The 18,708-nt window shown below is 74.0% G+C and carries 17 protein-coding genes; 6 read left to right on the top strand and 11 right to left on the bottom strand.

Annotated elements, in window-relative coordinates:
• Positions 1-6: 6 nt before the first annotated feature.
• Positions 7-1,110, top strand: a complete 1,104-nt coding sequence (locus Cch01nite_RS14520) for a DUF4190 domain-containing protein (RefSeq protein WP_203756357.1) — start codon at positions 7-9, stop codon at positions 1,108-1,110.
• 12 nt (positions 1,111-1,122) lie between these two features.
• Here Cch01nite_RS14520 and Cch01nite_RS14515 read toward each other — a convergent pair whose 3' ends face one another.
• The 4 genes from Cch01nite_RS14515 to Cch01nite_RS14500 all read right to left on the bottom strand — a co-directional run bounded on the left by Cch01nite_RS14515 (position 1,123) and on the right by Cch01nite_RS14500 (position 6,842).
• On the bottom strand, positions 1,123-2,673 hold the full coding sequence (locus tag Cch01nite_RS14515; RefSeq protein WP_203756354.1) for a DUF7059 domain-containing protein: 1,551 nt from the start codon (positions 2,671-2,673) through the stop codon (positions 1,123-1,125).
• Positions 2,674-2,772: 99 nt separating this feature from the next.
• Complete coding sequence (locus Cch01nite_RS14510) at positions 2,773-3,567, bottom strand: endonuclease/exonuclease/phosphatase family protein (protein WP_203756351.1); 795 nt, start codon at positions 3,565-3,567, stop codon at positions 2,773-2,775.
• Between the two features lie 40 nt (positions 3,568-3,607).
• Complete coding sequence (locus Cch01nite_RS14505; protein ID WP_203756342.1) at positions 3,608-4,270, bottom strand: ThuA domain-containing protein; 663 nt, start codon at positions 4,268-4,270, stop codon at positions 3,608-3,610.
• Positions 4,271-4,472: 202 nt separating this feature from the next.
• Positions 4,473-6,842, bottom strand: coding sequence for a sodium-translocating pyrophosphatase (locus Cch01nite_RS14500; RefSeq protein WP_203756341.1), 2,370 nt, complete (start codon positions 6,840-6,842; stop codon positions 4,473-4,475).
• A 196-nt stretch (positions 6,843-7,038) separates the two neighbouring features.
• On the opposite strand from Cch01nite_RS14500, the gene Cch01nite_RS14495 reads away from it, so the two are divergent.
• From Cch01nite_RS14495 to Cch01nite_RS14480, 4 genes are all read left to right on the top strand, one after another.
• Positions 7,039-7,572 (top strand): SigE family RNA polymerase sigma factor, encoded by a 534-nt coding sequence (locus tag Cch01nite_RS14495; protein WP_203756340.1) that lies wholly within the window; start codon positions 7,039-7,041, stop codon positions 7,570-7,572.
• Positions 7,569-8,945 (top strand): hypothetical protein, encoded by a 1,377-nt coding sequence (locus Cch01nite_RS14490; protein ID WP_203756338.1) that lies wholly within the window; start codon positions 7,569-7,571, stop codon positions 8,943-8,945. Before Cch01nite_RS14495 ends, Cch01nite_RS14490 begins: the two co-directional genes overlap by 4 nt.
• Before the next feature lie 73 nt (positions 8,946-9,018).
• On the top strand, positions 9,019-9,561 hold the full coding sequence (locus tag Cch01nite_RS14485) for a sigma-70 family RNA polymerase sigma factor (RefSeq protein WP_203756336.1): 543 nt from the start codon (positions 9,019-9,021) through the stop codon (positions 9,559-9,561).
• Positions 9,558-10,694 carry a hypothetical protein gene (locus tag Cch01nite_RS14480; RefSeq protein ID WP_203756334.1) on the top strand — a complete coding sequence of 379 codons (1,137 nt, stop codon included), beginning with the start codon at positions 9,558-9,560 and terminating at the stop codon, positions 10,692-10,694. Before Cch01nite_RS14485 ends, Cch01nite_RS14480 begins: the two co-directional genes overlap by 4 nt.
• 68 nt (positions 10,695-10,762) lie before the next feature.
• Here Cch01nite_RS14480 and Cch01nite_RS14475 read toward each other — a convergent pair whose 3' ends face one another.
• From Cch01nite_RS14475 to Cch01nite_RS14455, 5 genes are all read right to left on the bottom strand, one after another.
• Positions 10,763-11,098: an anti-sigma factor antagonist gene (locus tag Cch01nite_RS14475; RefSeq protein ID WP_203756332.1), complete on the bottom strand. Its 336-nt coding sequence runs from the start codon at positions 11,096-11,098 to the stop codon at positions 10,763-10,765.
• An 81-nt stretch (positions 11,099-11,179) separates the two neighbouring features.
• Complete coding sequence (locus tag Cch01nite_RS14470; RefSeq protein ID WP_203756324.1) at positions 11,180-11,851, bottom strand: anaerobic ribonucleoside-triphosphate reductase activating protein; 672 nt, start codon at positions 11,849-11,851, stop codon at positions 11,180-11,182.
• Positions 11,848-13,641 carry a ribonucleoside triphosphate reductase gene (locus Cch01nite_RS14465; RefSeq protein ID WP_203756308.1) on the bottom strand — a complete coding sequence of 598 codons (1,794 nt, stop codon included), beginning with the start codon at positions 13,639-13,641 and terminating at the stop codon, positions 11,848-11,850. The genes Cch01nite_RS14470 and Cch01nite_RS14465 overlap by 4 nt, the downstream gene beginning before the upstream one ends.
• Before the next feature lie 159 nt (positions 13,642-13,800).
• Positions 13,801-14,673 (bottom strand): 5-oxoprolinase subunit C family protein, encoded by an 873-nt coding sequence (locus Cch01nite_RS14460; protein WP_203756307.1) that lies wholly within the window; start codon positions 14,671-14,673, stop codon positions 13,801-13,803.
• On the bottom strand, positions 14,670-15,368 hold the full coding sequence (locus tag Cch01nite_RS14455) for a 5-oxoprolinase subunit B family protein (protein ID WP_203756306.1): 699 nt from the start codon (positions 15,366-15,368) through the stop codon (positions 14,670-14,672). The genes Cch01nite_RS14460 and Cch01nite_RS14455 overlap by 4 nt, the downstream gene beginning before the upstream one ends.
• Positions 15,369-15,684: 316 nt before the next feature.
• On the opposite strand from Cch01nite_RS14455, the gene Cch01nite_RS14450 reads away from it, so the two are divergent.
• Positions 15,685-17,115, top strand: a complete 1,431-nt coding sequence (locus Cch01nite_RS14450) for a pectate lyase family protein (protein WP_203756305.1) — start codon at positions 15,685-15,687, stop codon at positions 17,113-17,115.
• 120 nt (positions 17,116-17,235) lie between these two features.
• Here the strand turns inward: Cch01nite_RS14450 and Cch01nite_RS14445 are convergent, their stop codons facing one another.
• Together Cch01nite_RS14445 and pxpA are read right to left on the bottom strand one after the other, a co-directional pair.
• A complete protein-coding gene (locus tag Cch01nite_RS14445) occupies positions 17,236-17,754 on the bottom strand; it encodes an AAA family ATPase (RefSeq protein ID WP_203756303.1) in 519 nt (172 codons plus the stop codon).
• Positions 17,755-17,806: 52 nt separating this feature from the next.
• Positions 17,807-18,577 carry a 5-oxoprolinase subunit PxpA gene (pxpA, locus tag Cch01nite_RS14440; protein ID WP_203756300.1) on the bottom strand — a complete coding sequence of 257 codons (771 nt, stop codon included), beginning with the start codon at positions 18,575-18,577 and terminating at the stop codon, positions 17,807-17,809.
• Positions 18,578-18,708 lie beyond the last annotated feature (131 nt).

Below are 18,708 nucleotides of genomic sequence, written 5' to 3'. Positions count from 1 at the left end.
TCCCGCATGCCCGAAATGCCCGTGTCGCCGCCGACACCCGGACAGCCCCGCACGTACCGCGACACCGACCCCGTCGCCGTCTGGGGCTTCGTGCTCACCTTCGTGCTCTGGCCCGTGGGGCTGGTGCTCTGCCTCGTCGCGCTGCGGCGCGTCCGCCGCACCGGCCACGGCGGGTGGGGTCTCGCGGTCGCCGGCGTCAGCCTGTGCACGCTCGCCGCGATCGTCACCGCCCTCGCGAGCGCCCTGGTCGTGGTGCGCACCGACCTGCCGGCGCCGTGGGCGTCCGGGGCCGGGACCCGCACCGACGCCGCCGTGGTGGACCAGGTCGCCCAGGACCTCGCCGACGACCTCACCGCCCGGTACGAGAAGGCCGGCGAGTGGCCCGACGACCCCGGTCACCGCGTCGTCGACGACGTGCGCGCCGAGGCCTACCGCACGGACGACGAGCTCTGCGTCGACGCCACGCGCGGCGACTACCGGGTGTCGCTCGTGGCTGGTGAGCTCCGGACCGGCTCGGGCTGCGCGGACCGCGGCTTCGCACTGACGTTCCGCGCCGCCGGCACGCAGGACGCCGCCGCGCAGGAGCAGGACCGGCAGGCGGCCCTCGTCGACGAGCTGCGCGCCCGCGCCGACCTCGTGGCCGACCGGTCGTCGCTCGACGGGAAGCCGGACCTGGGCCTGCGGCACGCCGACCGGGCCGACCTCGAGGTCTGCTCCGCCGTCACCGTCACGTGGGACCACCTCGACGACGTCGACGCCCGCGAGGCCCTGTACCGGCTGCTGCAGGAGGTCGACGGCGACGTCCGGATGACCACCTACACCGACGACTTCCAGGACTTCGAGCTCCACGACCCGAGCTGGGACCCGTTCGCACGACGGCTGCTCGCCCTCGACGCGGACTGCTGGCGCGGCGGCTACGTCGGGCCCGACGGACCGAACCCCGTCCTGCCGCCGCTGTGGACCGCGCCGCTCACCCAGGCCGTGCGGGACGCCGACGACGCCCGGGCCGCCGGCGTGAAGGCGGGCGACCCCGCCGCGATCGCCCTCACGGAGGCGCAGCAGGACGAGGAGGAGGCCCAGGTCACCGCGGCCCTCGCCGCGCGCACCTGAGCGACGCGTCGGTCAGACGGGGACGACGAGGCCGTCGCGCACGAGCCCGCGCAGCGACGGCAGGACGTCGGCGGCGACCGCGTCGGCGCCGACGTCGAGGAGCGAGCCGAGCGCCGCCACGATCTGGCCGACCGTCAGGTCGCCGTCGCACGCCCCCACGAGACCGGCGAGCGCCGTGCCGGCCTGCACGGCCCGGCCGAACCCGCCGCCCTGCCGCAGCAGCACGACCTGCGGGTCGACCTCGCCGGGCGTGAGGTACCGCTCCTCGGTGACGTCGCCCGCGACCTGCAGCCGGGCCGCCATCAGGGTGTCGTCGTCACGCTGCTGCGCCCAGTCGTGGGCCGCGAGGCTCGCCGCGATCGCCGGGCCGAGCGGCTGGCGGACGCTGCCCGTGACCTCCTCCAGGCGGCGCAGCGTCGGCGCGCCGTCCACCGGGCGCCTCAGCGTCACGATGCCGAACCCGATCGCCTCGACGTCGCGCGACGCGAAGTCGTCCAGCCACGCGCCGTAGCGCGCCGCCCACGCGTCGCGGTCCCGCTCGGGCGTCGTCCCGCCGTCCCGGATCCACGTCTCCGCGTACTGCGCGGGGTCCTGCAGCTCGCGCTGCACGACCCAGCCGTCGAGCCCGCTCGCGTCGACCCAGGACCCGACCCGCTCGGACCAGTCCTCGCCCCGGCGGACCTCCCAGTTGCCGAGGAGCTGCGCGACCCCGCCGGGCTCGAGCACCGACCCCACGCCCTCGACGAGGTCGCGCACGATCGCGTCCCCGGCCCGCCCGCCGTCGCGGTACTCGTACGCCGGCACACCCGCCGTGCGCGGCGTGATGACGAACGGCGGGTTGCTCACCACGAGGTCGAACCGCTCGCCCGCGACGGGCTCCAGCATCGACCCGGACCGCAGCGACAGCCGCTGCTCGCCGAGCCCCGCGAGCGCCGCGTTGAACCGGGCGAACGCGAGGGCCCGCGCGGAGATGTCGGTGCCGACGACGTGACCGGTGTGCCGCGACGCGTGCAGCGCCTGGATGCCGCAGCCGGTGCCCAGGTCGAGCGCTCGGCGACGCTCGTCGCGGACGGTGACCTGCGCGAGCGTCGTGGACGCACCCCCGACGCCGAGCACGTGGTCGGTCCGCAGCGCGCGGCCGGTCGCGAGCTCGCCGAGGTCCGACGCGATCCACCAGTCGACCTCGCCGTGCCCGTCGACCGCGACGTACGGGCGCAGGTCGACGCAGGCCCGCACCTCGTCGTCGGCCCCCTCGCCCGCCGCCGCGACGAGTCCGAGCCGCTCGGCGCCCGCCACGCCCAGACGCGGCAGCGCGGCCGCGAGCAGCCGCCGCGGCACGGGCTCGCCGAGCAGGAACAGCCGCGCGAGCACCGGCACCGGGTCCGTGCGGCCGGCGGTCGCCCGGCGGGCGGGCACGGGCTCCTCACGGTGCAGCGCGTCCGCGGCGACGGCCCCGAGGACGTCCTCGACGCCCACCACCGAGTAGCCGGCGTCGGTGAGGTCGGCGCGCAGGTCGTCGAGGCGGCCGAGGTCGGTGACGGGCACGGCAGGGGTGGGGTTCACCCGGCCATTGTTCCGGACGGGCTCGGACCGGCCCGTCGGGGCCCGCCGAAGGGTTCGTCGCGTCTGGTGCGACGAACCCTGCACCGCACGGCCGAGCGGTCAGGCACGTTCCTCGGTGTTGTCGTGCCCGGCGAGGACGAGGTCGACGACGACCGGCCGGTGGTCGCTGCCGCGGCGGGCCGCGTCGCCGTCCGGGACGAGCACGCGCTCGACGACGATCCCGGCCGAGACGAGCACCGCGTCGATCCGCTTGCGGGGCACGCCGGCCGGGAACGTCGGGTCGCCGTCGGGGGCGACGTCGGTGAGGACCTGCCCGAGCCGCAGCCACGCCGGGCCACCGGGCAGCTCGTTGAGGTCCCCGAGCACCACGGTCGGCGGGCCGCCGGCCACGGGCGCGGGCGCGCCGGGCAGCGAGGCCGCGTCCGCGACGGGCGGTGCGGGCACGGTCGCGCCGGGCGGTGCGGGCACGGTCGCGCCGGGCGGTGCGGGCACGGTCGACGCGACGAGCCGCTCGAGGTGCTCGGCCCGCTCCACCCGATGCAGGCTGAGGTGCACGACGACCACCCGGACGTCGTCGACGACGGCGACGCTCACCCCCCGGCGCGTCGTGCCGAACCGCCACGGCAGGCGCAACGCGCGCGCCCGGGAGACGGCCCGTCCCGGCGCGACCAGCAGCGCCGTCGTGCGCGCGCCCCGGCCGTTGACCACGGCGACCAGCCCGGTGGCGGCCGCGAACCGGCGCAGCCGCCACCGGCCGGCAGGCCCGCGCGGCGGCTCCTGGAGAGCGAGCACGTCCGGTCGCTGCGCCCGGACGACCTCGACGACGGCGGCACGGTCGAGCGAGAGGCCCTTGACGTTGTACGTCATGAGGCGCATCCGCCGTCCGTCCGTCACGCCGCCATCCTCGCCGCTGCGTCCAGGCACCGCTCGGCGGTCAGCCCACCAGCCACCCGGCCGCCGACCGCAGCAGCGCCCGGTGCGACGGCGAGCCGTACGACCTCACGTCGTGGCCGAGCGCCGAGTAGACGACCCGGGCCGGCCCCTCGGTGGCCCACACGACCGGGTGGGGGGTGCCCTCGTGGTCGGCGACGGCGAGCACGTGCACCGGCCCCGACACCTGCAGGTCGAGGTACCGCTCGTCGACGGCGGCGAGCCCGTCGGCGAGGTCCGCCGTCACCGGGTGGGCGTGGTCGACGACCCGGAACGCGGCGTCGCCGAGAGGCGGGTGCCACGACGTGCCCTCGACCCACCGGCCGCCGAGGGTCGCCGCCCAGCGCGGGTCGTCCTCGAACGTGTTCGCCGCCTGGTGGACCGCGAGGACCGGGACGCCGCCGTCGGTCAGGGCGGCCCGGCGGTCGTGGAACGGGCGCCACACGTCGTCGGCACCGTCGAACGCGGGGTCGACCGGGCCGCTGCCGGCGTTGACGACGAGCAGGTCGGGCACGTCGTCGTCGAGGGCGTCGGGGAACGTGCTGCGCAGCCGTGCCGTCCACCCGGCGTCCTCGAGCAGGGCCACGAGTGCGTGCGACGTGGCCGCATGGTCGTGCCACGGGTCCTCGTAGCGGCCTCGGCCCACCAGGACGAGCGCGTGCGGCACGGCGTCTCCTCTGCTCGGTGTCGGGCTCGTTGCGTGGCTCGGTGCGTGGCTCGGTGCATGGCTCGGCGCAGAGCTCGGTGCGGAGCTCGGTCCGTCCGGCAGCAGTGTGCCCGAGCGGGCAGCGGCGCGCCCGGCCCACGAACTGCGGGCAGACCTGCGCCCCTCGCCCGGGTGACCGGGCAAGGGGCGCAGGTGCGGTGCGTCAGCGCGTGAGCGCCGAGTCGGACTCGTCGGCCTCGTCGATCTCGCTGGTGTCGGCCGGGACGGACGACTTCGCGGCGAGCGCCTGCGCGGCCTCCTGCTCCAGACCGCCCTCGCGGTCCACGCGGGCGGCCCGCAGCCGGGACGCGATGACCGCGCCGAACGCGATCAGCGCCGCGGCCGTGGCGATCGCGAGGCGGCCGGCCTGGCTCGCGCCGTCGCCGACCGAGATCGTCACGACCGCCGGGGCGATGAGCACCGCGACCAGGTTCATGACCTTGATGAGCGGGTTGATCGCCGGGCCCGCGGTGTCCTTGAACGGGTCGCCGACGGTGTCGCCGATGACCGCCGCGGCGTGCGCGTCGGAGCCCTTGCCGCCGAAGTTGCCGTCCTCGACGATCTTCTTCGCGTTGTCCCACGCACCGCCCGAGTTCGCGAGGAACACGGCCATGAGGACGCCGGACCCGATCGCCCCGGCGAGGAAGCCGGCGAGCGGCCCGACACCGAGGCCGAAGCCGACGGCGATGGGCGCGAACGCGGCGAGCAGACCCGGGGTCGCGAGCTCACGCAGCGAGTCGCGGGTGCAGATGTCGACGACCTTGCCGTACTCCGGGCGGACCTCGCCGGTCATGATGCCGGGGTTGTCGCGGAACTGGCGGCGGACCTCGAACACGATGGCACCGGCCGCCCGGGTCACGGCGTCGATCGCCAGGCCCGAGAAGAGGAACACGGTGGCGCCGCCGAGGATCACGCCGACGAGCGTCATCGGGCTGATGATGTCGTACTGCAGCATCGACTCGACGAGGGCGTTGGCCGGGCCGCCCGTGACGCTGGCGAGCGTGTTCTGCACGGCGTCCGCGTAGGACCCGAACAGCGCGGTCGCGGCGAGCACGGCCGTCGCGATCGCGATGCCCTTGGTGACGGCCTTCGTCGTGTTGCCCACGGCGTCGAGGTCGGTGAGGATCTGCGCGCCCTCGGGCGTCACGTCGCCGGACATCTCCGCGATGCCCTGCGCGTTGTCGCTGACCGGCCCGAAGGTGTCCATGGCGACGATGACGCCGACCGTGGTGAGCAGGCCGCAGCCCGCGAGCGCGATGAGGAACAGCGCCAGCGCGACGTTGCCGCCCGCGATGAGGAACACGCCGCAGATCGCCGCCGCGATGATGCCCGCGGTGTAGACGGCCGACTCGAGCCCGACGCCGATGCCGGACAGCACGACCGTGGCCGCACCCGTGAGGGTCGTCTTGGCGACGTGCAGCGTCGGCTTGCTCGTCGTGCCCGTGAAGTAGCCGGTGACCCACAGGATGATGCCCGCGAGCACGACGCCGATGGCGACGGCCGCCGACGCGATGAGCCGCGGGTCCCCGTCGTGCGTCTCGAGGCCGACGGTGCCGCCGGTGAGGTCGGCGAACGTGGACGGCAGGTAGACGAACGCGGCGACCGCCGCGAGCAGCACGCCGACGAGGGCCGCGATGTAGAACCCGCGGTTGATCGCCGTGAGGCCGCTCTCCGAGCCGCGCACCCGCGTGATGAACACGCCGAGCACCGCGACGAGCGCACCGACCGCGGTGACGACGAGCGGGAACACGAGCCCCTGCTCGCCGAACGCGGCCTTGCCGAGGATGAGCGCGGCGACCAGCGTCACGGCGTAGGACTCGAACAGGTCGGCCGCCATGCCCGCGCAGTCGCCGACGTTGTCGCCGACGTTGTCCGCGATGGTCGCCGCGTTGCGCGGGTCGTCCTCGGGGATGCCCTGCTCGACCTTGCCGACGAGGTCCGCGCCGACGTCCGCGGCCTTGGTGAAGATGCCGCCGCCGACCCGCATGAACATGGCGAGCAGCGCGGCCCCGAACCCGAAGCCCTCGAGCACGGACGGCGCGTCGCCGCGGTAGATCAGCACCACGCTCGCGGCACCGACCAGGCCGAGGCCCACGACCGACATGCCGACGACGCCACCGGTCCGGAACGCGATGCGCGCGCCCTCCGCGCGCCCACCGGGCTCGGACGCCGCCGCCGCGACGCGGACGTTCGCGCGCGTCGCCAGCCACATGCCCAGGAAGCCGATCGACGCGGAGAACACCGCGCCGACCAGGAAGAACAGCGAGCGGCCCAGCTTGATGCCGCTGTCACCCGGAAGCAGGAAGAGCAGGCCGCAGACGACGACCGCGAAGATCGCCAGGGTCCGGAACTGCCGGCTCAGGTACGCGGACGCACCCTCCTGGACGGCGCGCGCGATCTCGCGCATGGACGAGGTGCCTTCACCGGCTGCGAGCACCTGCCGGCGGAGCACGACCGCCACGAGCAGAGCTGCCACTCCCAGGGCCGCGATGACACCGACGATCGTGAGGCTCGTGGATCCGAGCTCGACCATGCATCCTCCTCGGACGTTCGACGTGGCCCCCCTGACCGCGTCTGTCCGCCGGCCCCGTTGCCGTCGGACCCGGGCAGTCTAACCAGGCGATGTGACGAAGATCGCACTCCTGGGTGTCCATCAAGTTCACCCCCAACCGTTCCGATACCCCGGGCGTCATGACGGGTGTGACACGAACTCGCGACGGAGGTGGCCGGTGACCTGGGAGGACGACCTGGGTCGACTGGTCCACGAGCGCGGCCCCGCCCTCGTCGCGTACGCGCACCTGCTCACGGGTGAGGTGCACGATGCCCAGGACCTGGTCCAGGACGCCCTGGTCAACGCGTTCTCCCGACGCCGTCCGCACGACGTCGACTCCCTGGAGGGCTACGTGCGGCGCGTGATCCTCAACGCCTACCTCGACACGTGGCGCCGCCGGCGACGCCTCGACGCCGTCGCGCACCTCGTCGAGGCGGCGGGACCGGGACGCGACGAGCACGCCGCCGCCGCCGACCGCGCCGACGTCGCCGCCGCCCTGACCGTCCTGTCCCCCCGCGAGCGCGCCTGCGTCGTCCTGCGGTTCTACGACGACCTCACGCTGCCCGAGGTCGCCCACCGCCTCGGGATATCCGCCGGTGCCGTCAAGCGGTACCTGTCGGACGCCCGTCGCAAGCTCGAACCGCTGCTCGGCCCGCAGCCGGGACTCATGACCGAGGACGTCGCGACCGTCGCGAACGGAGGCCGGCGATGAACCGTGACCTGAGCACCGCGCTCGGCGAGCTCGCCGACCGCGTCGAACGGTCCCAGCGGGCACCCGGGCAGGAGCTGCCGGTCGGCAGGGTCGCGGCCCGCGTCCGGCACCGCCGGCGGATCCGTGCCGTCACGGTCTCGGTGGCCTCCGCCGCGGCGATCGCCGTCCTGGCCGTCGGGACCGCGTACGCCGTCCGCCCCCCGGCCCGCCCCGCGCCGCCCGCGCACACGCCGTCGGCGTCGTCCACGTCGGCCACCCCGACGCCGACCCCCACCCCGACGCCGGACCTCGTGGTCCTGCCGTCCGGCGATCCGACGCTGCCGTACGGGTCGTGCGGCTCGCTCGCCGACACCGTGCCCGTGCCGGCGGTCGGCGAGCGGTACGAGGCGCAGGTCCGGCTGTCCGAGGCCACCGCGCAGGCGGGCGACCCGCTCGCCGTCGAGTCGTGGATCGCGGTCGCGGACGGCGGGGGCGAAGGTCTCCTGTCCATCGTTCCGGGCTCCGGTCCTGCGCTGACCGTGACGCGCGACGGCGTCGTCGTCGCGACCGCGGACCTCTACCAGGGCCACGAGGCCGAGGACGAGCTCTACGACGCGTGGTGGGGAGAGAATCCTCCGACCACCTACGTGGGCTCCATCGGTCTCACCGTCTGCGACGACGGCCACGGAGCAACCTCGGGACGCCCGCTGCCGGCGGGCCACTACGAGGTGCGCGCGTGGGGCGGCGTCACGTCGCTCGGCAACGAGCCCGGCGAGACGTACCAGGGCAGGTCGCTGGACGAGCTGCGGGCCCTTCCCGTCGCCGAGCCGCTCACGGCCGTCGGACCGGCGGTCCCGTTCGACATCGTCGGCGAGGCGCCGGACGCGACCGTGCCCGAGTGGTCCACGGTCCCGTTCGACGCCGGTCCCGCGTCACCCTTGCCGGCCTGCGGCGACCCCGCGCCCGCCGGACCGACCAGCCCCGCCATGCTCTCCCTCGACCTCGACCGCTTCCCCAGCACGGCACCGGCGGGCACCGAGCTCGACGTCGCGGGGCGGCTCACGTACGCCGGTCCCGACCGGATCCGGGCCGGTCTCGGGTGGTGGGTCGAGTACGTGGTGGTGCAGCACGGCGTCGTCGTGGGTGGCGTCTGGGCGGACCAGGTCGACGGCTGGGTGCAGGGCGTGGATCTCGGGCGCGGCGCCGGCATGAGGCTCGAGAGTGGTGCGGGGCCGCTCGTCGGATGCACCTCCGACACCCTCCCGGCCGGCGACTACACCGTGATCCCCCTGGTCGCCCTGACCGGCTGGACGACGAGGCCGAGCGGCACGTGGACGGGAGGCGACCTGGTGCACGCCGTGATCGGCGCACCGTTCACCCTCACGCTCACCTGACCTCACCGGACCCGACCAACGATTCTTGCTCCCCGGTCGTCCTGGATCATGACGGCCACGACAGGGAGGTCCGATGGCGGCCTGGGAACAGGTGCTCGACGAGCTGGTCCGCGTCCGCGGACGGGCGCTCGTGCGGTACGCCGCACTGCTGACGGGTGACGAACGCGCCGGGGAGGACCTGGTGCAGGACGCCCTCGTCCGGTGCTTCAGCGGGGGGCGGCCCCTGCGGGACACGGTCGCCGCGGAGGCGTACGTGCGCAAGGCGGTGCTCTCGACGTTCCTCGACGGGCACCGGCGCCGCCTGCGCTGGTCGGCCGTGCGGCACCTCGTCGCGCGGGACGACGAGGTCGCCGGGCACGAGGCGACCAGCGGCACGCGGGTCGACGTGCGGGCGGCGCTCATGACGCTGCGGCCGCGGCTGCGGGCGTGCGTGGTGCTCCGCTACTACGACGACCTCACCGTGCCGGAGATCGGCCGCCGCCTCGACGTCGCCGAGGGGACCGTCAAGCGGTACCTCGCCGACGCGACCGCGCAGCTCGAGGCCCTGCTGGGGCCGCTGCCGGACGCGGACACGGTCGACATCGAGCTCGTCACCAACGGGAAGGAACGGTCATGACACTCCAGCTGAGCCACACCCTGCACGACATGGTCGACGGAGACGGCGACGCCCCGTTCGAGGTCGGTGCGCTCACGACGCGGATCCGGCGGCGCCGGGTCGTGCGCCAGGGTGCTCGCGGGGCCGTCGCGGCCGGCGCCGTGGGCGTCGTCGCGCTCGGCCTGACGCGCGGCACGTGGGACGGCGGCGTGCGGCTGCCGTCGGCCGACCCGGACGCCGCACCCGGGACCTGCGGGTCGGACGTCGCCGCACTGCCGACCGCGGACGCGGACGCGCCGGCGCACGCCGGCCCGGATGACGACGTCAACGCGGGGCTCGGTCCTCTCCTCGGCCGGAAGTTCTCGGCCGGTGTCCTCGTGACGGGTTCCAGCAGCGCCGTCGCCGGGATCGGGACCGGTGATCTCGTCGCGCAGCGCGACGCCCTGGAGGAGACGCGCCGCCGGGGCACCGACAGCGACGGGAACGTGCTCGACGACGCGGCGCTGGCGGCGATCGACAACCGGATCGGAGAGCTGCGGTCCGAGATCAACGCCGCAGGCATCGCGTCCGGGGACGTGATCGGGTCGTTGGGCCTGCGGCTCGTCGTGGCGCACGACGGGACCGTGGTGTCGACGCCGGCGCCGCAGGACGACCCGTACTCGTGGGTGGCACCGGACACGGGCGGCACCTACGTCATGCTGACCGGCGGGCTGCTGACGTGCACTCGAGCCGCAGACCCGCTCCCCGCCGGCCAGTACCAGGCCTACGCGACGTTCCTCGACCCGGCGACGGGAGCCGTGACGGTCGCGGGTTCGTGGCCCCTGGACCTGCTGCCCGCACCGACGCGGATGGTGGGGCTGCCCGCCGACTTCCCCGCCGACGTCCCGTTGCTCGGGGGCCGGCTCATCACCGCGCACAAGGACGACGACGCCTGGGTCGCCGAGGTCGGTGTCGACGCGGTGGACAACGTGAACGCGGCCGCGCACCTGATCGTCGACGAGGGCGCGGGCCGCCCGAGCGGCCCGATCGAGAACGGCATCGTGCCGGCGCGGATCTCCCGGGTCGAGACGCCCGACTGGCACGTCGAGATCTCGCAGGCGACGACCCCCGACGGCCAGTCGTCCGTCCTCTACCGGCTCACGCCCCAGTCGTGACGCCCTGATCCCGGCCGGTGGGCGGTGCGGTGGAGGGACCCGCCGCCCGCCGGCCGATCTGGCTGCGGTCAGCTCGCGAGCGCGTCCTCGACCGTGGCGTGCACGGTGAACACCTGCAGCAGCGCGGTGATCTGCAGGACCTTGAGGAGCCGCTCGGAGTCGATCACGAGCTGGAGACGCCCGCCGAGCAGGCGCACCTTCTTGAGGGTCCCGACGAGCACCCCGAGGCCGGTGGAGTCCATGAACCGGACCTCACGCAGGTCGACGACGAGGTCGGTGCGGTCGTGGTCGAGCAGGTCGAGGAGCCGTTCGCGCAGGACGTCGGCGGTCGAGACGTCGATCTCGCCGACGACGTCGACGACCGTCTGGTCGCCGACGTCCCTGCTGGTCACCTTGACGTCCACGGGCTTGCCTCCCCGACTGATTCAAACAGACGGGACCCCGCCCGACGAGCAGACCCAGGTGCGCGTCGGGCGGGGGGACTGTCAGGCGGCGGCCGCAGCGGCCAGCGCCGCCCGGTACTCGGCCGTCGTGCCGTCCGTGCGGACCTCCTGCAGCACGTGGTCGCGGACGCCGAGCTCGGCGAGCAGACCGGTGAGCTCGACGACGTCGTCCGGCCCGAGCACCGTCGGGTCGACGGTGGTCCTGACCTGCACGTCGACACCCGAGCCGAGCACGAGCCGCAGCGACGCGAACGCCGCGTCCGCGGTCGTCGTCGGGCCACCGACCTGCGTGACCGCCCGGTACAGCCGGGCCGGCGCCTTGACGTCGAATCCGACCCAGTCGACGTGCGGCAGGACCGCCTCGAGGCGGCCCGGGTAGGCGCCCGACGTGTGCAGGCCCACACCGAACCCGGCCTCGCGCACCTCCCGCGCCGCGTCGACGAGCGCGGGCTGCCGCAGCGGCTCGCCGCCCGAGAGCACCACGCCGTCGAGCAGCCCCCGCCGCCGGGCCAGCAGGGAACGCACGTCGTCCCACGGCACGGTGCCGGGCGTGCGGGGGTCGAGGATCGCCGAGTTGTGGCAGTAGGTGCACCGCCACGGGCAGCCCTGCAGGAACACGGTGGCGACGAGCCTGCCGGGCCAGTCGCACGACGACAGGGGCGTCAGCCCGGCGATGGCGAGGTCGTCGGCCCCTGCCGTCGTGCGCCCGGTCATCGCGCCAGCGCCCGCTCCTGGAACGGCAGCCGCTCCATGTGCTCGCCCTTCTTGCCGATGTTGAACGAGCTCACGGGCCGGTGGTACCCCATCACCCGGGTCCACACCTCGCACGTCGCCTCGCACTGCGGGCACGTCGGGTGCTCCCCCGCCAGGTAGCCGTGCGCGGGGCAGATCGAGAACGTCGGCGTGACCGTGAGGTACGGCAGGCGGAACCTCGACAGCGACCGGCGGACGAGCTCTCGGGCCGCGTCCGGGGTCGAGAGGCGCTCCGCCATGTACAGGTGCAGGACGGTGCCGCCCGTGTACTTCGTCTGCAGGTCGTCCTGCCGCTCGAGCGCCTCGAATGGGTCGTCCGTGTACCCGACGGGCAGCTGCGAGGAGTTCGTGTAGTACGGGTTCTCGTCCGTGCCGGCCTGCAGGATCGTCGCCCAGCGGCGGCGGTCCTCCTTGGCGAACCGGTACGTGGTGCCCTCGGCGGGCGTCGCCTCCAGGTTGTAGAGGTGCCCGGTCTCCTCCTGGTACTGCACCATCCGGGCGCGCACGAAGTCGAGGAGCCGCACGACGAAGGCGTGCCCGCGCGGGTCGGTGAGGTCGTACGCGTCGCCCGTGAAGTTGCGGACCATCTCGTTGAGGCCGTTCACGCCGATCGTCGAGAAGTGGTTGTCGAGCGTGCCGAGGTACCGCTTCGTGTACGGGAACAGGCCCTCGTCGATGTACGTCTGGATGATGGTCCGCTTGAGCTCGAGCGACGTGCGCGCGAGGTCGAGCAGCGTGCCGAGCTCGTCGAACAGCGCGTGCTCGTCGCCGTGGTTGAGGAACCCGAGGCGCGCGCAGTTGATCGTCACGACCCCGACCGACCCCGTCTGCTCCGCGGAGCCGAACAGGCCGTTGCCGCGCTTGAGGAGCTCGCGCAGGTCGAGCTGCAGGCGGCAGCACATCGAGCGGACGTCGCCCGGGTTCATCTCCGAGTTGATGAAGTTCTGGAAGTACGGCAGCCCGTACTTGGCGGTCATCGCGAACAGCCGGTCGGCGTTCTCGCTGTGCCAGTCGAAGTCCTTGGTGATGTTGTACGTCGGGATCGGGAACGTGAACACCCGCCCGGAGGCGTCGCCGTCCGTCATGACCTCGATGTACGCGCGGTTGACCATGTCCATCTCCGTCTGGAGGTCGCCGTACGTGAAGTCGCACGGCTCCCCCGCGACGAACGGCACGTCCTCGCGCAGGTCGTCCGGGCACACCCAGTCGAACGTGAGGTTCGTGAACGGCGTCTGCGTGCCCCACCGGCTCGGCACGTTGAGGTTGTAGACGAGCTCCTGGATCCCCTGGCGGACCTGCTCGTACGTCAGGCCGTCGAGCCGCACGTACGGCGCCATGTACGTGTCGAACGAGCTGAACGCCTGGGCGCCCGCCCACTCGTTCTGCATGGTGCCGAGGAAGTTGACGATCTGCCCGATGGCCGAGCCGAAGTGCTTCGGCGGCCGCGCGTCGACCTTGCCGGGCACCCCGTTGAGCCCCTCCTGCAGCAGGGTGCGCAGCGACCAGCCGGCGCAGTAGCCGGACAGCATGTCGAGGTCGTGGATGTGCAGGTCACCCTCGCGGTGCGCGCGACCGACCGCCTCGGGGTAGACGTGGCTGAGCCAGTAGTTCGCGACGACCTTGCCCGCGGTGTTGAGGATGAGACCGCCCAGGGAGTACCCCTGGTTGGCGTTGGCGTTGACCCGCCAGTCGCGACGGTCCAGGTACTCGTCGATCGACGAGCCGACCTCCACGACGACCTGCTCTGACATGGCTCCCCTTCCACATGGTGTGGTGCTCGCCGATGCGCACCACAAGATGTGGGAATTTCTATGCCCGGCTCGAGCCCGGCCGTGGGACCTACGTCCCGCCCACCGCATGCCGGCGCAGGGCGTACGACGAATGTCGCGGCGTGTCGCTGCCGACGTCACTCATCCGCGCACGAACCACACCCGCTCGCCGGGACGGAGCTGCCCGAGGGCACCCAGCGCGTGCGCCCGGACGACGGCGAGCACCGGGTACCCGCCCGTCACCGGATGGTCCACCCCGAACACCACCGGCAGCCCGTCGGGCGGCACCTGCACCGCGCCCGGCACGAGCCCCTGCGACGGGAGCTCCCGCCCTCGCGCGGCCGCCGCCCGGGCGACCGTCGGGCCGTCCAGCCGCAGCGCGACCCGGTTCGTCGCGGGCGTCACCGCGTACCCGTCCGCCCCGCACAGGACGGTGAGACCGTCGTCGAACCAGTCCGCGTGCGGGCCGACGACGACCGGCAGCACGACCACGTCAGGCCACGGCCGGACGGGCGCGACGTCGACCAGCGGCCACCCCGCCGGCGGCGGTCCGACCGGGAGCACGTCCCCCGTGACGAGCGGCGCAGGGCCGATCCCGCCCAGCACGTCCGTCGACCGCGACCCCAGCACCGGCGGCACGTCGACACCACCCCGGACCGCCACGTACGTCCGCAGCCCACGGCCGGGAGCGCCGACGCGGAGCTCGTCGCCGTCGCGCAGCTCCACGGGCGCATGCTCCCCGACGGGAGTGCTGCCGACCCACGCAGGTGCCGGTGCGCCCGTCACCGCCACCGCCACCGGCCCGTGCGCCCGCAGCCGCAGCCCGCCCATGAGGACCTCCAGGCCCGCCGCCCCCTCCGGGTTCGCGACCAGTCGGTTCGCCAGCCGCAGCGCCGCCGGGTCCGCCGCCCCGGACCTGCCGACGCCGACGTGCGCCCAGCCCGGCCGCCCGAGGTCCTGCACGAGCGTGAGGACTCCGGGCGCGACGACCTCGAGGTACGGCGTGTCCGTCATGCCGGCCTCGTCACCGGCGCGAACCGCACCCGGGTGCCCGGGGCCAGGAGGGCAGGGGGCGTGCGGGTCACGTCGAACAGGTCGACGTCGCACCGCCCCAGCAGCCGCCACCCGCCCGGCGTCTGCGCCGGGTACACCGCCGAGTACTCGTCCGCGATCGCGACCGAGCCGGCCGGGACGCGCTCGCGCGGCGAGTCACGGCGCGGGACGTGCAACCGCGGGTCGAGCCCCACGAGGTACGCGAACCCCGGCATGAAGCCGCCGAACGCGACCGTGTACGTCGGCGCGGCGTGGCGGGCGACCACCTCGTCGACGGTGCAGCCCGTGAGGTCCGCGACGTCCGCGAGGTCCGCACCGTCGTAGACGACCTGCAGCGTGACGACGCCGGCGGACCCCTGGTCCGTCGCGTCGCCCGGTGCCGGCGTCTCCCCGTCCGCCGCGTCCTGGGCGACCGCCTCCCAGGCGCTCCGGACGGCGCCCGCCAGCTCGGCCAGGTCCGCACCGGGCGACGTGCGCAGCAGCACCGTGCGCGCCGCGGGCACCTGGTCGACGACCGCCGCCCACGGCCCGGACCCGTCGGCCCGTTCCGCGCGCAGCGCGGCGTCCAGCCGGCGCACGGCGGCGAGATCCGCGACCTCGACGAGCAGCGCGTCGTCTCCGAACGCGACGACGCGCGCGCCGGTGGAGTCGGTCATGCGCCGATCCTGCCGCTCGCGGGCCGCTGCGCACTGTCTGCCGGCGGTGCGGGTCGGTGGGTGCGGGTCGGTGGGTGCGGGTCGGTGGATGGGTGCCGGTGCGTGCGCGCCGTGTCGCGAGGCGGTTCGCGCCGACGGTGAAGCGATTCGAGAAACCGGTTCCCCTTCCCTCGTCGCAGGCACCGCCCTACTGTCGCCCCGACAGGTGGAAAGCGCTTACGCACCCGTGCCGGGTCGGCCGGCCCGCACGGGTCCCCCGCGCCCGACCCGGTACCGCGGGGGCTGGTACCGACTCCACTCATCCCGAGGGGGATCAATGAGGATCCGCACCATCACCGGCACCGCCCGCTCGCTGTGGGCAGCCACGGCGGCGGGCGTCGCGCTCGCCGCCGGCATCGTCGGGCTCACCGCCCTGCCCGCGTCCGCCGCCAGCGTCGACACCGGCGCGTACTACGTGCTCGTCAACCGGCAGAGCGGCAAGGCCATGGAGGTCGCGAACTGGTCGACCGCCGACGGCGGCGTCATCCAGCAGTGGACCCGCAACGACGGCAACTGGCAGCAGTGGAAGTTCGTCGACTCCGGCTCCGGCTGGTACCGCCTGCAGAACCGCCACTCCGGCAAGGTCCTCGACCTGTGGGGCTGGAGCACCGCCGACGGAGGCGAGTTCCGCCAGTACACCGACAGCAACGGCTGGAACCAGCAGTTCAAGCTCGTCGACTCCGAGGGCGGCCGCGTCCGGCTCGTCAACCGCCACAGCGGCAAGCTCGTCACCGTGACCGACCGGTCCACCGCCGACGGCGCGACCGTCACCCAGCTCACCGACAACAACCAGTACAACCAGCAGTGGGAGCTCGTGAAGCTCGGCAGCTCGCCCGAGCCGACCAGCAACCCGACCAGCGCACCGTCCACCGGCCTCGTCGGCTGGGCGTCGCAGAACGGCGGCACCACCGGCGGCGGCTCCGCCTCCGTCACGACCGTCACCAGCGCGTCCGCCCTCACCTCGGCGGCGTCCGGCACCACCGCGAAGGTCGTGCGGGTGTCCGGCACGATCTCGTGCTCCGGGATGCTGACCATCGGGTCGAACAAGACGATCGAGGGCGCCAGCGGCTCCAAGATCGTCGGCTGCGGCCTCAACGTGAAGAGCGCGAAGAACGTCATCCTGCGCAACCTCACGTTCGACGGGTGGGACGACGACGCGATCAACGTCGAGACGTCGACGAACGTGTGGATCGACCACAACACGTTCGGCACCGGGTACGACGGGTCCGCCGACATCAAGCGCGCGTCGGACTACGTCACGGTGTCGTGGAACCGGTTCAACGGGCAGAACAAGAACTCGCTCGTCGGCCACTCCGACGACAACGGCTCCCAGGACCGCGGCCACCTGCGTGTGACCTACCACCACAACTGGTTCAACGGCACGACGCAGCGCAACCCGCGCGTCCGGTTCGGCAACCCCGTGCACGTCTACAACAACCTCTACTCGAGCGTGAAGTCGTACGGCGTCGCGTCGACCGAGGAGGCCGGCGTGCTCGTCGAGGGGAACTACTTCGAGAACACCCCGGACACCTACCACCTCGGTGAGGGCTCGTCGTCCGCGGGCTCGCTCGTCGCACGCAACAACACGTTCGTGGGCTCCACGGCCGGTCAGACCGGCGGGTCCGTCGCGTCCATCCCGTACTCGTACTCGCTCGACTCGTCCTCGCAGGTCAAGTCGATCGTCAGCGCCGGCGCCGGGGCACGCTGACCGGCACGCACCAGCGCAGGGAAGGACCATCGCCAGAGCGCACCATCGCAGCGGCCCGGGCGGGACGACCGCCCGGGCCGCCGTGCGTCGCGGCCCTGCCGGCGGGCGACGCGCCAGCCCTCACACCCGGACGGCCTCCGCGATCAGCGCGGCGGTCTGCGCGGGCGTGAGGTCCGTGGTGTCGACGACCTCGGCCTCCCGGTGCAGCCACGTGCGGGCAGCCTCCGCGTACGGCTCGAGGTAGCGCAGCCGGAACGGGGACGGCACCGGGTGGTCCCTCTCGATGCGCCCACGGAGGGTGTCCTGGTCCGCATGGAGCACGAAGTGCCGGACCGGGATCCGGTGCCGGGCCAGGCCCGCGCTGATCTCCCGCCAGTACTCCTCGACCAGCACGGTCATGGGCATCACGAGGGTCCCGCCGGTGTAGTCGAGCACGCGGCGGGCCGTCTCCACGACGAGCGGTCGCCACGGGGGCCAGTGCTGGAAGTTGTCCGTCGCGGGCAGTCCCGGCGAGATGTCCATGAGCGTCTCGCCGACCTTCTCGGCGTCGAGCACCCGGGAGTTCGGGACGAGCTGCTGCACGAGCGCACCGGTCGTGGTCTTGCCTGCGCCGTGGGTTCCGTTGAGCCAGACGATCACGGGAACCGACCGTAGCGCTGCGACCACCCCTGTCAGGACGGGGACGCCCCCGTCAGACGAACGGCTGGACGACGACCCCCGCGCCGGCGAGCGCCTCGCGCACCGCAGCTGCGAGCACCGTCGCCCCCGGGGTGTCGGAGTGCACGCACACCGACTCCGCCTCGACCGCCACCACGGTGCCGTCCACCGCGACGACGTGCCCGCGCACGACCATGTCCAGCACCCGGGCCACCACCGCCGCGGCGTCGACCACGAGCGCCCCCTCCTCGCTGCGCGGCACCAGGGTCCCGTCCGCCCGGTAGCCACGGTCCGCGAACGCCTCGGTGACCGCCCGCAGGCCGCGGTCCCGGGCGACGTCGAGCACCACGGCGCCGGGCAGGCCGACGACGGGCAGGTCACCGCCCGACGCGACGACGGCGTCGACCACCGCGGCCGCCTGCTGCTCGTGCGTGACGACGGCGTTGTAGAGCGCACCGTGCGGCTTCACGTACGCCACCGTCGTCCCCGCCTCACGAGCCGCTCGCCGCAGCGCCGCCACCTGTTCGGCCACGTCCGCGTGCAGCACGCCGGCCGGCACGTCGAGGAACCGTCTCCCGAAGTGCTCCCGGTCCCGGTACGACACCTGCGCCCCCACGGCGACGCCGCGCGCCGCCGCCGCCCGGCACACCGCGGTCATGATGCGCTCGTCCCCCGCGTGGAACCCGCACGCCACGTTCGCGCTCGTGACGGCGTCGAGCAGCACCGACTCCGGGCCCGGCACCCCGGGCACCCAGTCGTCGAGCCCCTCGCCGAGGTCGCAGTTCAGGTCGATCCGTCCGCGCATGCCCTGATCCTCGCGCGCCACCCACGCCTCACGCGCCGCCCCTCCACCCGCCACCCGCGCCACCCCCACCCTCGCCACCCGCGCCACCCCCGCCGTGCGCGGTCCCGTCCGGTTTCGCCGACAACCCGCGG

This window comes from Cellulomonas chitinilytica (assembly GCF_016862675.1).
Lineage (GTDB): Bacteria > Actinomycetota > Actinomycetes > Actinomycetales > Cellulomonadaceae > Cellulomonas > Cellulomonas chitinilytica.
Note: the sequence above shows the minus strand (reverse complement) of the source record. Positions and strands in the feature narration are given on the sequence as shown.

Coding starts and splice junctions, on each gene's coding strand:
- Cch01nite_RS14470 (WP_203756324.1), bottom strand. CDS start 11,851: ATGACCGGGCGCACGACGGCAGGGGCCGACGACCTCGCCATCGCCGGG.
- pxpA (WP_203756300.1), bottom strand. CDS start 18,577: ATGCGCGGACGGATCGACCTGAACTGCGACCTCGGCGAGGGGCTCGAC.
- Cch01nite_RS14520 (WP_203756357.1), top strand. CDS start 7: ATGCCCGAAATGCCCGTGTCGCCGCCGACACCCGGACAGCCCCGCACG.
- Cch01nite_RS14450 (WP_203756305.1), top strand. CDS start 15,685: ATGAGGATCCGCACCATCACCGGCACCGCCCGCTCGCTGTGGGCAGCC.
- Cch01nite_RS14485 (WP_203756336.1), top strand. CDS start 9,019: ATGGCGGCCTGGGAACAGGTGCTCGACGAGCTGGTCCGCGTCCGCGGA.
- Cch01nite_RS14500 (WP_203756341.1), bottom strand. CDS start 6,842: ATGGTCGAGCTCGGATCCACGAGCCTCACGATCGTCGGTGTCATCGCG.
- Cch01nite_RS14490 (WP_203756338.1), top strand. CDS start 7,569: ATGAACCGTGACCTGAGCACCGCGCTCGGCGAGCTCGCCGACCGCGTC.
- Cch01nite_RS14460 (WP_203756307.1), bottom strand. CDS start 14,673: ATGACGGACACGCCGTACCTCGAGGTCGTCGCGCCCGGAGTCCTCACG.
- Cch01nite_RS14480 (WP_203756334.1), top strand. CDS start 9,558: ATGACACTCCAGCTGAGCCACACCCTGCACGACATGGTCGACGGAGAC.
- Cch01nite_RS14465 (WP_203756308.1), bottom strand. CDS start 13,641: ATGTCAGAGCAGGTCGTCGTGGAGGTCGGCTCGTCGATCGACGAGTAC.
- Cch01nite_RS14455 (WP_203756306.1), bottom strand. CDS start 15,368: ATGACCGACTCCACCGGCGCGCGCGTCGTCGCGTTCGGAGACGACGCG.